The 13,149-nt window shown below is 68.9% G+C and carries 13 protein-coding genes; 2 read left to right on the forward strand and 11 right to left on the reverse strand.

Annotated features, from left to right (window positions below; all coding sequences use genetic code 11):
• Positions 1-4: 4 nt before the first annotated feature.
• The 11 genes from nuoK to O1G22_RS17685 are packed head-to-tail and all read right to left on the reverse strand — an operon-like array spanning position 5 to position 10,770.
• On the reverse strand, positions 5-304 hold the full coding sequence (gene nuoK, locus O1G22_RS17635) for an NADH-quinone oxidoreductase subunit NuoK (RefSeq protein ID WP_071384283.1): 300 nt from the start codon (positions 302-304) through the stop codon (positions 5-7).
• Positions 301-1,143: an NADH-quinone oxidoreductase subunit J gene (locus tag O1G22_RS17640; RefSeq protein WP_270082216.1), complete on the reverse strand. Its 843-nt coding sequence runs from the start codon at positions 1,141-1,143 to the stop codon at positions 301-303. Before O1G22_RS17640 ends, nuoK begins: the two co-directional genes overlap by 4 nt.
• Entirely contained in the window at positions 1,140-1,748 is a 609-nt protein-coding gene (nuoI, locus tag O1G22_RS17645) for an NADH-quinone oxidoreductase subunit NuoI (RefSeq protein ID WP_270082217.1), read from the reverse strand. The genes O1G22_RS17640 and nuoI overlap by 4 nt, the downstream gene beginning before the upstream one ends.
• Positions 1,741-3,105, reverse strand: a complete 1,365-nt coding sequence (gene nuoH, locus O1G22_RS17650; protein WP_225100516.1) for an NADH-quinone oxidoreductase subunit NuoH — start codon at positions 3,103-3,105, stop codon at positions 1,741-1,743. The genes nuoI and nuoH overlap by 8 nt, the downstream gene beginning before the upstream one ends.
• A complete protein-coding gene (locus O1G22_RS17655; protein WP_270082218.1) occupies positions 3,102-5,606 on the reverse strand; it encodes an NADH-quinone oxidoreductase subunit G in 2,505 nt (834 codons plus the stop codon). Before O1G22_RS17655 ends, nuoH begins: the two co-directional genes overlap by 4 nt.
• The gene (nuoF, locus tag O1G22_RS17660) at positions 5,603-6,952 is read right to left on the reverse strand and encodes an NADH-quinone oxidoreductase subunit NuoF (RefSeq protein ID WP_270082219.1); all 1,350 of its coding nucleotides are present in this window, start codon (positions 6,950-6,952) and stop codon (positions 5,603-5,605) included. The genes O1G22_RS17655 and nuoF overlap by 4 nt, the downstream gene beginning before the upstream one ends.
• Positions 6,949-7,740 carry an NADH-quinone oxidoreductase subunit NuoE gene (nuoE, locus tag O1G22_RS17665; RefSeq protein ID WP_270082220.1) on the reverse strand — a complete coding sequence of 264 codons (792 nt, stop codon included), beginning with the start codon at positions 7,738-7,740 and terminating at the stop codon, positions 6,949-6,951. Before nuoE ends, nuoF begins: the two co-directional genes overlap by 4 nt.
• Positions 7,737-9,077, reverse strand: a complete 1,341-nt coding sequence (locus tag O1G22_RS17670; RefSeq protein WP_270082221.1) for an NADH-quinone oxidoreductase subunit D — start codon at positions 9,075-9,077, stop codon at positions 7,737-7,739. The genes nuoE and O1G22_RS17670 overlap by 4 nt, the downstream gene beginning before the upstream one ends.
• Complete coding sequence (locus O1G22_RS17675) at positions 9,074-9,844, reverse strand: NADH-quinone oxidoreductase subunit C (RefSeq protein WP_270082222.1); 771 nt, start codon at positions 9,842-9,844, stop codon at positions 9,074-9,076. Before O1G22_RS17675 ends, O1G22_RS17670 begins: the two co-directional genes overlap by 4 nt.
• Complete coding sequence (locus O1G22_RS17680; RefSeq protein WP_003998928.1) at positions 9,841-10,395, reverse strand: NuoB/complex I 20 kDa subunit family protein; 555 nt, start codon at positions 10,393-10,395, stop codon at positions 9,841-9,843. The genes O1G22_RS17675 and O1G22_RS17680 overlap by 4 nt, the downstream gene beginning before the upstream one ends.
• Before the next feature lie 15 nt (positions 10,396-10,410).
• Positions 10,411-10,770, reverse strand: a complete 360-nt coding sequence (locus tag O1G22_RS17685; protein ID WP_003992243.1) for an NADH-quinone oxidoreductase subunit A — start codon at positions 10,768-10,770, stop codon at positions 10,411-10,413.
• A gap of 768 nt (positions 10,771-11,538) precedes the next feature.
• On the opposite strand from O1G22_RS17685, the gene O1G22_RS17690 reads away from it, so the two are divergent.
• Together O1G22_RS17690 and def are read left to right on the forward strand one after the other, a co-directional pair.
• A complete protein-coding gene (locus O1G22_RS17690; protein WP_270082223.1) occupies positions 11,539-12,354 on the forward strand; it encodes a C40 family peptidase in 816 nt (271 codons plus the stop codon).
• 163 nt (positions 12,355-12,517) lie between these two features.
• Positions 12,518-13,144 (forward strand): peptide deformylase, encoded by a 627-nt coding sequence (def, locus tag O1G22_RS17695; RefSeq protein WP_270082224.1) that lies wholly within the window; start codon positions 12,518-12,520, stop codon positions 13,142-13,144.
• Positions 13,145-13,149: the final 5 nt, after the last annotated feature.

Here is a 13,149-nt window from a genome sequence, read left to right on the forward strand (position 1 = left end):
CCCCTTACAGCTTCATCAGGCTGGCGTCGTCGACCGAGGCCGAGTGGCGGGTACGGAACAGCGACACGATGATCGCGAGGCCCACCACGACCTCCGCGGCGGCGACGACCATCGTGAAGAAGGCGATGATCTGGCCGTCGAGGTTGCCGTGCATCCGGGAGAAGGTGACGAACGCGAGGTTGCAGGCGTTGAGCATCAGCTCGATGCACATGAAGACCACGATGGCGTTGCGCCGGATCAGAACGCCGGTCGCACCGATCGTGAACAACAGGGCCGAGAGATAGAGGTAGTTGACCGGGTTCACTTCGACGCCTCCTCGGACCGCTTGAACGTCGCCGGTTCGATCGCCGTGCGCTCCAGGCGCTCCTCCGCGCGCTGCTCCAGCGCCCGCAGGTCGCTGAGCGCCTCCGCCGAGACGTCACGGATCTGGCCGCGCTCGCGCAGCGTCTTGTTGACGGTCAGCTCGGACGGCGTGCCGTCGGGCAGCAGACCGGCGATGTCCACGGCGTTGTGCCGGGCGTAGACACCGGGGGCGGGCAGCGGCGGGACGTGCTTGCCCTCGCGGACGCGCTGTTCGGACAGCTCGCGCTGGGTCTTGGCGCGCTCGGTGCGCTCCCGGTGCGTGAGCACCATGGCGCCGACGGCGGCCGTGATCAGCAGGGCGCCGGTGATTTCGAAGGCGAAGACGTACTTGGTGAAGATGAGGGAGGCGAGGCCCTCCACATTGCCGTGCGCGTTCGCCTGGCCGGTGCCGTCGAACTCCTTCAGGGAGGCGTTGCCGATGCCGGCGAACAGCAGGACGCCGAAGCCGACCCCGCAGAGAAGGGCCAGCCAGCGCTGGCCCTTGATGGTCTCCCGCAGCGAGTCCGCGGCCGTCACGCCGACGAGCATCACCACGAACAGGAACAGCATCATGATCGCGCCCGTGTATACGACGATCTGCACGATGCCCAGGAAGTAGGCGCCGTTGGCGAGGTAGAACACCGCCAGGACGATCATGGTCCCGGCGAGGCTCAGCGCGCTGTGCACGGCCTTCTTCATGAAGACGGTACCCAGGGCGCCGATCACCGCGACCGTCCCGAGCACCCAGAACTGGAAGGCCTCACCGGTGGAGGTGGTGTAGGCGGCGAGCTGCGGGCTCATGCTTCCACCTCCTGCTCCTGGTCCTCGGTGGTCTCGCCCTTGGAGACGGCGACCTGCCGTACCGTGCCGGGCGCGGCCTGGGTCACCAGGCCCCGGTAGTAGTCCTGTTCGTCCGTCCCCGGGAAGATCGCGTGGGGCGTGTCGACCATGCCCTCTTCGAGCCCGGCGAGGAGCTGTTCCTTGGTGTAGATGAGGTTGGCGCGGCTGGAGTCGGCCAGTTCGAACTCGTTGGTCATCGTCAGCGCGCGCGTGGGGCACGCCTCGATGCACAGGCCGCACAGAATGCAGCGGGCGTAGTTGATCTGGTAGACGCGGCCGTAGCGCTCGCCCGGCGAGTAGCGCTCCTCGTCGGTGTTGTCGGCGCCCTCCACGTAGATGGCGTCGGCGGGGCAGGCCCAGGCGCACAGCTCGCAGCCGACGCACTTCTCCAGGCCGTCCGGATGGCGGTTGAGCTGGTGCCGTCCGTGGAACCGCGGGGCCGTGGTCTTCTTCTGCTCCGGGTACTGCTCGGTCAGCCGCTTCTTGAACATGGCCTTGAAGGTCACGCCGAAGCCGGCCACGGGGTTCAGGAAACCGGGCTTGGTCTCCTTGGGCTCCTCAGCCATCGGACGCCTCCTTTCCATCCGAAGTTCCGTCACTGACAGTGTCCGACCCACCACTGACAATCAGCTCGCGCTCGCGGCGGGGGCGGCGCCTCGGCACCGGCGGCAGCTCCTGTCCGGGCAGCGGCGGGACCGGGAATCCGCCCGCCATCGGGTCGAATCCGGCCTCCTGCACGCCGGGCTCCTCGGTCGTCTTCGCCTTCTCGCGGAACATGTCGGCGACGAAGGAGAGCAGCAGCAGGGCGAGGACACCACCACCGACATAGAGGGCGATGTCGGCGAAGTCGTAGTGCTCGTTGCGCAGGGCACGTACGGTCGCCACCAGCATCAGCCAGGTCACCGAGACCGGGATGAGGACCTTCCAGCCGAGCTTCATCAGCTGGTCGTAGCGCACGCGCGGGAGAGTGCCGCGCAGCCAGATGAAGAAGAACAGCAGCAGCTGGACCTTGATCACGAACCAGAGCAGTGGCCACCAGCCGTGGTTGGCGCCCTCCCAGAAGGCGCTGATCGGCCAGGGAGCGCGCCAGCCGCCGAGGAACAGGGTGGTGGAGACGGCCGAGACCGTCACCATGTTGACGTACTCGGCGAGCATGAACATCGCGAACTTGATGGACGAGTACTCGGTGTTGAAGCCGCCGACCAGGTCGCCCTCGGACTCCGGCATGTCGAAGGGGGCGCGGTTGGTCTCGCCGACCATCGTGACGATGTAGAGGATGAAGGAGACCGGCAGCAGCAGGATGTACCAGCGGTCGTGCTGCTGCTGCACGATCGTGGACGTCGACATCGACCCCGAGTAGAGGAACACGGAGGCGAACGCGGCGCCCATGGCGATCTCGTAGGAGATCATCTGCGCGCAGGAGCGCAGGCCGCCGAGGAGCGGGTAGGTGGATCCGGAGCTCCAGCCCGCGAGGACGATGCCGTAGATGCCCACCGAGGCGACCGCGAGGATGTAGAGCATCGCGATCGGCAGGTCGGTGAGCTGCATCGTGGTGCGGTGGCCGAAGATCGAGATCTCGTTGCCGGCCGGGCCGAAGGGGATCACCGCGATCGCCATGAAGGCCGGGATGGCCGCGACGATCGGCGCGAGGATGTAGACCACCTTGTCCGCGCGCTTGACGATGACGTCTTCCTTGAGCATCAGTTTCACGCCGTCGGCGAGCGACTGGAGCATGCCCCAGGGGCCGTGCCGGTTGGGGCCGATGCGCAGCTGCATCCAGGCGACGACCTTGCGCTCCCAGACGATGGAGAACAGCACGGTCACCATCAGGAAGGCAAAGCAGAAGACGGCCTTGATGACGACCAGCCACCAGGGGTCGCGGCCGAACATCGAGAGGTCTTCAGCGGCGAGGTACGGGCTCATGCCTCCACCTCCTTGGGGGCCTCTTCGGCGACTGCCGCCGGGCCGATGCGGACGAGGGAGCCGGGCTGTGCCCCGGTGTCGGAGGCGACGCCGGTGCCGACGGAGTTCAGCGGGAGCCAGACCACCCGGTCGGGCATCTCGGTGATCCGGAGCGGGAGTTCGACGGTTCCGGCGGAGCCGGTGACGGCGAGGAGGTCGCCGTCCTGCACGCCCGCCTCGGCGGCCGTCGCCGCGGACACGCGCGCGTGTGCGGCGTGCCGGGTGCCGGCGAGCGCCTCGTCTCCCTCCTGGAGGACGCCTTGGTCGAGCAGCAGCCGGTGCCCGGCGAGCACGGCCTCACCGGCGGCCGGACGCGGCAGCACACCCGCGGACTCCTGGGGCTCGGCGGCGCGCGGGCCGTCCCAGGAGCCGAGCCGGTCGATCTCCGCGCGCGTGGTACGCAGATCCGGCAGGCCCAGATGGACGTCCATGGCGTCGGCGAGCATGTGCAGCACGCGCGCGTCGGTCGGGGCGAGGCGGCGGGTCATCTGGTCGGGCTTGAGCGCGGCGTCGAAGAACCGCACCCTGCCCTCCCAGTTGAGGAAGGTGCCCGCCTTCTCGGCGACCGCGGCGACCGGCAGGACGACGTCGGCGCGCTCGGTGACCTCGCTGGGCCGCAGCTCCAGCGACACCAGGAAACCGACGCTGTCCAGTGCCTCACGCGCGCGTGCCGGGTCGGGCAGGTCGGCGACCTCGACGCCCGCGACCACGAGGGCCGACAGTTCGCCGGTGGCGGCGGCTTCGACGATGTGGTGGGTGTCGCGGCCGTAGCGCAGCGGGAGTTCGGCGAGCCCCCAGGCGGCGGCGACCTCCTCCCGCGCGCGCGGGTCGGTCGCCGGACGGCCGCCCGGCAGCAGCGACGGCAGCGCGCCCGCCTCGACGGCGCCGCGCTCTCCGGCCCGGCGCGGGATCCACACCAGCCGGGCGCCGGTGGCAGTGGCCGCCCGTACGGCGGCGGTGAGGCCGCCCGCGACCGAGGCGAGCCGCTCACCGACGACGATCACCGCGCCCTCACCGCGCAGCGCCTCCGCGGCCCTGGTGCCGGGTTCCTCCAGGCCGACACCGCTCGCGAGGGCGTCCAGCCACTCGGGCTCGGTGCCGGGCGCGGCCGGCAGCAGCGTGCCGCCCGCCTTCTCCAGCCCGCGCGTGGCGTGCGTGGCCAGCGAGAACACCTGCTGCTTGCGCCCCCGCCAGGCCTTGCGCAGCCGCAGGAAGACGCCGGGCGCCTCCTCCTCCGACTCGAAGCCGACCAGCAGGACGGCGGGCGCCTTCTCCAGTGAGGTGTACGTGACGCCCGTACCGTCGAGGTCACGGCCGCGGCCGGCCACCTGGGAGGCCAGGAAGTCCGATTCCTCGCCGCTGTGCACGCGCGCGCGGAAGTCGATGTCGTTGGTGTCGAGCGCCACGCGCGCGAACTTGCTGTAGGCGTAGGCGTCCTCGACGGTCAGCCGGCCGCCGGTGAGAACGCCGGCCCGGGAGCGGGCGGCGCTCAGCCCGCGCGCGGCCGCGTCCAGCGCCTCCGGCCAGGAGGCGGGCTCCAGGACGCCGTCGGCGCCCCGGACCAGCGGGGTGTCGAGGCGGTCCTTGGCCTGCGCGTACCGGAATGCGAAGCGTCCCTTGTCGCAGATCCACTCCTCGTTGACCTCGGGGTCGTTCTCGGCGAGCCGCCGCATGACCTTGCCGCGCCGGTGGTCGGTGCGGGTGGCGCAGCCGCCGGAGCAGTGCTCGCACACGGAGGGCGAGGAGATGAGGTCGAAGGGGCGCGAGCGGAACCGGTAGGCCGCCGAGGTCAGGGCGCCGACCGGGCAGATCTGGATGGTGTTGCCGGAGAAGTACGACTCGAACGGGTCACCTTCGCCGGTGCCGACCTGCTGGAGTGCGCCCCGCTCCAGCAGCTCGATCATCGGGTCGCCGGCGATCTGGTTGGAGAACCGGGTGCAGCGCGCGCACAGCACGCACCGTTCGCGGTCGAGCAGCACCTGGCTGGAGATCGCCACGGGCTTTTCGTAGGTCCGCTTCTTTCCGTCGAAGCGGGACTCGGCGGTGCCGTGCGACATGGACTGGTTCTGCAGCGGGCACTCGCCGCCCTTGTCGCAGACCGGGCAGTCCAGCGGGTGGTTGATGAGCAGCAGCTCCATCACACCCTTCTGGGCCTTCTCGGCGACCGGCGAGGTCAGCTGGGTCTTCACCACCATGCCGTCGGTGCAGGTGATGGTGCAGGACGCCACCGGTTTGCGCTGGCCCTCGATCTCGACGATGCACTGCCGGCAGGCACCGGCGGGGGCGAGGAGGGGGTGGTCGCAGAACCGCGGGATCTCGATGCCGAGCTGCTCGGCGGCGCGGATGACCAGGGTGCCCTTGGGCACGCTGATCTCGATGCCGTCGATCGTCAGCGTGACGAGGTCCTCCGGCGGGACCGCCGCCTCTCCCCCGGCGCCGGGGGCGTTGGTGGTCACGGTCATGCGTTCACCTCCGGGCGGTCCGCCCAGGCCGTCGACTTGGCCGGGTCGAAGGGGCAGCCCCGGCCCGTGATGTGCTGCTCGTACTCCTCGCGGAAGTACTTCAGCGAGGAGAAGATCGGGGAGGCGGCGCCGTCGCCGAGGGCACAGAACGACTTGCCGTTGATGTTGTCGGCGATGTCGGCGAGCTTGTCGAGGTCGGACATGGTGCCCTTGCCGGCCTCGATGTCCCGCAGCAACTGCACCAGCCAGTACGTCCCTTCACGGCAGGGCGTGCACTTGCCGCAGGACTCGTGGGCGTAGAACTCGGTCCAGCGGGTCACCGCCCGCACCACGCACGTCGTCTCGTCGAAGCACTGCAGGGCCTTGGTGCCGAGCATGGAACCGGCGGCGCCCACTCCTTCGTAATCAAGAGGGACGTCGAGGTGCTCGTCGGTGAACATCGGCGTCGAGGAGCCGCCAGGCGTCCAGAACTTGAGGCGGTGGCCGGGGCGCATGCCGCCGCTCATGTCGAGGAGCTGGCGGAGCGTGATGCCGAGCGGTGCCTCGTACTGGCCGGGGCTGGCGACATGGCCGCTGAGCGAGAAGAGCGTGAAGCCCGGGGACTTCTCGCTGCCCATCGACCTGAACCATTCTTTCCCGTTTTTCAGGATGGCGGGAACCGACGCGATCGACTCGACGTTGTTCACAACAGTCGGGCAGGCATAGAGCCCTTCGACAGCAGGGAAAGGGGGACGCAGCCGCGGTTGACCACGGCGGCCTTCGAGCGAGTCGAGCAGTGCGGTCTCCTCACCGCAGATGTACGCGCCGGCGCCCGCGTGCACGGTGAGTTCCAGGTCGAGCCCGCTGCCCAGGATGTTCTCGCCGAGGTAGCCCGCCGCGTAGGCCTCGCGCACGGCCTCGTGCAACCGCCGCAGAACGGGAACGACTTCACCACGCAGATAGATGAAGGCATGCGACGACCTGATGGCATAACACGCGATCACCATGCCCTCGATGAGGCTATGCGGGTTCGCGAAGAGGAGCGGGATGTCCTTGCAGGTCCCGGGCTCCGATTCGTCGGCGTTGACAACTAGATAGTGCGGTTTTCCATCACCCTGCGGAATGAACTGCCACTTCATTCCGGTCGGGAATCCCGCGCCGCCTCGGCCGCGCAGCCCGGAGTCCTTGACGTACGCGATCAGGTCGTCCGGTGACATGGCGAGCGCCTTGCGCAGCCCCTCGTACCCCTCGTGCCTCCGGTAGACGTCCAGCGTCCAGGACCGGTCCTCGTCCCAGAAGGCCGACAGCACGGGTGCGAGCAGCTTTTCGGGGCTGGTGTCCTTGAGTTCGGCTGCCACGGTCATCACTCCCCCTCCTCTGCGTCACGTTCCGCGGACGGCGCGTCCTGGGGTTCCTCATGCGGACCTCCGCGCGGATGGACCACGCGCGCGGGTGCGGCCTCTCCCCTTGCCAGGCGAAGGCCCACCAGCGACGCGGGTCCCGCACTGCCACCCTCCTCGACGGCCCCGGGCCGCTCGTCGGGGAAGCCGGCCAGAATCCGCGCGGTCTCCTTGAAGGTGCACAGCCGAGCCCCGCGCGTGGGCTGTACGGGCCGTCCCGCGCGCAGATCGTCGACCAGGCGCTTGGCGCTGCCGGGCGTCTGGTTGTCGAAGAACTCCCAGTTGACCATCACGACCGGCGCGAAGTCGCAGGCCGCGTTGCACTCGATGTGCTCCAGGGTGACCTTGCCGTCGTCGGTGGTCTCGCCGTTGCCGACGCCCAGGTGTTCCTGGAGGCTCTCGAAGATCTCGTCGCCGCCCATCACGGCGCACAGCGTGTTGGTGCACACGCCGACCTGGTAGTCACCGGAGGGCCGCCGCCGGTACATGGTGTAGAAGGTGGCGACGGCGGTGACCTCGGCCGTGGTCAGGTCCAGCATGTCCGCGCAGAACTGCATTCCGGTGCGCGTGACATGGCCCTCCTCCGACTGCACGAGGTGGAGCAGCGGCAGCAGGGCGGAGCGGGAGTCCGGGTAGCGCGCGATGACCTCGCGCGCGTCCGCCTCCAGCCGGGCCCGGACGTCGTCCGGGTACGCGGGCGCGGGCAGTTCGGGCATGCCCAGGCTGACGCCCCGCTCCGAAGAAGAGGTGGTCACCGGTCGACGCCTCCCATCACGGGGTCGATGGACGCGACGGCGACGATCACGTCGGCGACCTGGCCGCCTTCGCACATCGCCGCCATGGCCTGCAGGTTGGTGAAGGACGGGTCGCGGAAGTGGACCCGGTAGGGGCGGGTGCCGCCATCGGAGACGGCGTGCACGCCGAGTTCGCCCTTGGGGGACTCGACGGCCGCGTACGCCTGTCCCGGCGGGACGCGGAAGCCCTCGGTGACGAGCTTGAAGTGGTGGATCAGGGCCTCCATGGAGGTGCCCATGATCTTCTTGATGTGGTCGAGGGAGTTGCCGAGTCCGTCCGGTCCCAGGGCGAGCTGGGCGGGCCAGGCGATCTTCTTGTCGGCGACCATGACCGGTCCGGGCTGGAGCCGGTCCAGGCACTGCTCGACGATCCCGAGCGACTGGCGCATCTCCTCCAGGCGGACCAGGAAGCGGCCGTAGGCGTCGCAGGTGTCGGCGGTCGGGATCTCGAAGTCGTACGTCTCGTAGCCGCAGTACGGCTGTGCCTTGCGCAGGTCGTGCGGCAGGCCGGCGGAGCGCAGGATCGGGCCGGTGGCGCCGAGGGCCATGCAGCCGGCCAGGTCGAGATAGCCGATGTCCTGCATGCGGGCCTTGAAGATGGGGTTCCCGGTGGCGAGCTTGTCGTACTCCGGGAGGTTCTTCTTCATCTTCTTCACGAACTCGCGGATCTGGTCCACCGCGCCGGGCGGCAGGTCCTGGGCGAGTCCGCCGGGCCGGATGTACGCGTGGTTCATGCGCAGGCCCGTGATGAGCTCGTAGAGGTCGAGAATCATTTCACGATCACGGAATCCGTAGATCATGATCGTGGTGGCGCCCAGCTCCATGCCGCCGGTGGCGATGGCGACCAGGTGGGAGGAGAGCCGGTTCAGCTCCATCAGGAGCACCCGGATGATCGTGGCGCGCTCGGTGATGTCGTCCTCGATGCCGAGGAGTTTCTCGACGGCGAGACAGTAGGCGGTCTCGTTGAAGAAGGACGTCAGGTAGTCCATGCGCGTGACGAAGGTGGTGCCCTGCGTCCACGTGCGGAATTCGAGGTTCTTCTCGATGCCGGTGTGCAGATAGCCGATGCCGCAGCGGGCCTCGGTGACGGTCTCGCCCTCGATCTCCAGGATGAGGCGGAGCACTCCATGGGTGGAGGGGTGCTGAGGACCCATGTTGACGACGATGCGTTCGTCGTCCGCGCGGGTCGCGGACTGGACGATCTCGTCCCAGTCACCACCGGTGACCGTGTATACGGTGCCCTCGGTGGTCTCGCGCGCCGATGCGGCGTCGGCCGCGGATGCTGACTGCGTGCTCACGAGTACGACCTCCGCTGGTCCGGAGCCGGAATCTGGGCGCCCTTGTACTCGACGGGGATGCCGCCGAGGGGATAGTCCTTGCGCTGCGGGTGGCCCTGCCAGTCGTCCGGCATCATGATCCGGGTCAGGGCCGGGTGACCGTCGAAGACGATGCCGAAGAAGTCGTAGGTCTCGCGCTCGTGCCAGTCGTTCGTCGGGTACACGGAGACCAGCGACGGGATGCGCGGATCGGCGTCGGGGGCGCTGACTTCGAGGCGGATCAGCCGGTTGTGGGTGATCGAGCGCAGGTGGTAGACGGCGTGCAGCTCGCGGCCCTTGTCGTGCGGGTAGTGGACGCCGCTGACGCCGGTGCACAGCTCGAAGCGCAGGGCGGGGTCGTCGCGCAGGGTGCGGGCGACGCGGAGCAGGTGCTCGCGTTCGATGTGGAGGGTCAGCTCGCCGCGGTCGACGACCGTCTTCTCGATGGCGTTCTCGGGGAGGAGTCCCTGTTCCTCCAGGGCGCCTTCGAGTTCGTCGGCGACCTCGTCGAACCAGCCGCCGTAGGGCCTGCTCGCCGGTCCGGGGAGGCGGACCGAGCGGACGAGTCCGCCGTAGCCGGAGGTGTCACCGCCGTTGTTGGCGCCGAACATGCCCCGCTGGACGCGGATCTCCTCGCCGCCCTGGCCGCGCTGGCCGGGGAGGTTGGAGGCGGAGAGGTCCTTCTCGGGGTTCACCCCGTTCGCGGACCCGTTCACGCCGCCCGTGCCGTTGCCGTTCGCGTCGCTCACCGCAGCAGCCCCTTCATCTCGATCGTGGGCAGGGCCTTGAGCGCGGCCTCCTCCGCCTCGCGGGCGGCCTCCTCGGCGTTCACGCCGAGCTTGGAGGTCTGGATCTTCTGGTGGAGCTTGAGGATCGCGTCCATCAGCATCTCGGGGCGGGGCGGGCAGCCCGGCAGATAGATGTCGACCGGGACGATGTGGTCGACGCCCTGGACGATCGCGTAGTTGTTAAACATGCCGCCCGAGGAGGCGCAGACGCCCATGGAGATCACCCACTTGGGGTTGGGCATCTGGTCGTAGACCTGCCGGAGCACCGGCGCCATCTTCTGGCTGACCCGGCCGGCGACGATCATGAGGTCGGCCTGGCGCGGTGAGCCGCGGAAGACCTCCATGCCGAAGCGCGCCAGGTCGTAACGGCCGGCGCCGGTGGTCATCATCTCGATGGCGCAGCAGGCGAGGCCGAAGGTGGCGGGGAAGACGGACGCCTTGCGCACCCAGCCCGCGGCCTGCTCGACGGTGGTCAGCAGGAATCCGCTCGGCAGCTTTTCTTCGAGTCCCATGTCGTTAAAGGCCCCTCAGTCCCATTCCAGGCCGCCGCGCCGCCATACGTACGCGTACGCGACGAAGACGGTGAGCACGAAGAGCAGCATCTCCACGAGCCCGAAGATCCCCAGGGCGTCGAAGGTGACGGCCCAGGGGTAGAGGAAGACGATCTCGATGTCGAAGACGATGAAGAGCATCGCCGTCAGGTAGTACTTGATGGGGAAGCGCCCGCCGCCCGCCGGCGTGGGGGTCGGCTCGATACCGCACTCGTAGGCTTCGAGCTTGGCGCGGTTGTACCGCTTCGGACCGATCAGCGTGGCCATGACCACGGAGAAGATCGCAAAGCCTGCCCCGAGGGCTCCCAGTACGAGGATGGGCGCATACGCGTTCACCGCTCCTCGCTCCTCTCAGTCGGCGCTGACTGCTGGCGGTTGCACAGGGCCCACACCGGCCTCACCGGTCCCCCGAACCCCGCTCGTCCCGGGCGAAGATCGAGAACATGTGAAGCAGGTCACAAGCCCAGCTGCCACGCATCTTATGCCCGGCACTCTGTGATCTGCGACACGGGGTATTCCACAAGCTTTGTGATCTCCACCACCTGACGAAGGATCATGAAGTCGGATGATGAGTGATCTTCATACGCGAAGCGTTCAGTTGATCACCAGAAGTGACATTCTGGCTTGTCGCCGCAGGCCGGAGGGGGCGTCTCCATATCAAGAGAGTTCGCCTGCATGCAAATTGGCGCTGGACACGACTCCTTGATAGAGGACCGCGTTCACACATCAGGGGGAGCGCGGGGCGTGATGTGGACGGCGGCCGGACGTGTGCGCGCGTTCACGAGCTCCGTGCGCAGGGATGCCGTCATTTCGTGTGCGCAGGGGACGCCGCCGTTCCGGTAACCGTTCCGTGACCTCCGCCACATCGATGAGAGGCCTCTGAGAACCGGGCTTGGCCAACGACCGCAACCAGTGGTAGGTGGGGGGCAATTCGGGCGTAATGATCAAAGAGCGTGATCAAGGGCTTGATCACCGCAGTCCGCAATGTCCGTTACGGCGTCAATAAAGAGCGACGCGCCCGGGATTTGAGGTCTCGATTGAGCAACTGTGGCGCAGGACACGTTTCTTGAAGATATGAAGGAGCCCCTGATACCGGTTGTTCCCATGTCCCACACCGCTCACATACGCAGCCACCGGAAGCCCCGCCGCAGCGCGTCGACCCTCGCGATGCGGGCCGGAGTTGCCGGTGGCGTCCTCAGCACCCTGGCAGTCGCCGGGGCGTCCGGCTCGGCGAACGCGGCCGAGCCGGTGACGCAGACCCTCGAACTGCCCACCCTGACGGCCGACCTGGCCGCCCAGGCGGCCCAGACCGCGGACGCCACGCAGCAGGCCGCCGCGAACTACCAGCTGCAGGCCGAGCGAGACGCGGCCGCCGCGAATGCCGCGAAGCAGGCCAAGGCGGACCTGGCCGAGGCGAAGCAGAAGGCCGCGGAGGCCAAGAAGAAGGCCGACGAGGAGGCCCGCATCCAGGCCGCCGCGCGTGCCTCGCGCAACGCGGAGCGCACGGTCCTCTCCGCGTCGTCGAGCACCGGCTCGTCCTCCTCCACCGGCTCCTCCACGGCGACCGGTTCGGCCGCCGCCGTGATCAGCTTCGTGAAGGCGCAGATCGGCAAGGCCTACGTCTCCGGTGCCACCGGCCCCTCCGCCTACGACTGCTCCGGTCTGGTGCAGACGGCCTTCAAGCAGGTGGGCGTCAGCCTGCCTCGCGTCTCCCAGGACCAGTCGACGGCCGGCACCCAGGTCTCGCTGAGCAACCTCCAGCCGGGCGACATCCTGTACTGGGGCAGCGCGGGCAGCGCGTACCACGTCGCGGTGTACGTGGGCGACGGCATGTTCGTCGGCGCGCAGAACCCCTCCAGCGGCGTCGGGGAGCACCCGCTGTCGTACGACCCGCCGACCGGCGCCGTGCGGGTGCTCTGAGGTCATCCCGCACCTTTCGACGCGCGTAGGGCCGCAGCCGCTCAGGGGCAGCGGCCCTTGCGGCGTTCCCGTGTGCCATCCCGTGCGTCAGGCCGGTCGTACCTGACATGCTCGGCCCGGGCCGCCGTCCGGCGGTCCGTCCACGAGCGAAGGAGACCGCGCGATGCCACGCGTGTTCGTCCAGGGAAGCCCCGTCGACCACTACCCGCGTCACGCCCCCGAGGCCGGGCGTGGCGCGGTACGGCGGATCACCGAGGTCGGCGAGGAGGTCCTGCACAAGCCGTGCCGGGACGTCACGGAGTTCGGACCCGACCTCGCCGCGCTCATCGACGACATGTTCCTCACCATGTACGTCGCCGAGGGCGCGGGACTGGCGGCGAATCAGGTCGGGGTCGATCTGCGCCTTTTCGTGTACGACTGCCCCGATGACGACGGAGTCCGGCATGTCGGACACATTGTCAATCCGGTGCTGGAGACGCCGTCGAGCGGGCGACGGCTGCTCGACGAGGGCGAGGGCTGCCTGTCGGTGCCGGGTGCCGTGATGGCGCTGCCGCGGCCGGACCGGGCCGTGGTACGGGGACAGGACAAGGACGGCAACCCCGTCGTCATCGAGGGCACGGGGTACTTCGCCCGCTGCCTCGAACACGAGACCGACCACACCTATGGGCACGTCTATCTGGACCGGCTGTCCAAGCGGGAGAAGAAGGACGCCCTCAGGCAGATGGCGGACCGGCGGGACGAGGTGTTCGCCCGCCGGGCCGCCCGGGCCGAGGAGCTGAGCCGGGGCTAGAGGGG

Origin of the sequence: Streptomyces camelliae (assembly GCF_027625935.1) — a bacterium.
In the GTDB taxonomy this organism is placed as follows: Bacteria; Actinomycetota; Actinomycetes; order Streptomycetales; family Streptomycetaceae; genus Streptomyces; species Streptomyces camelliae.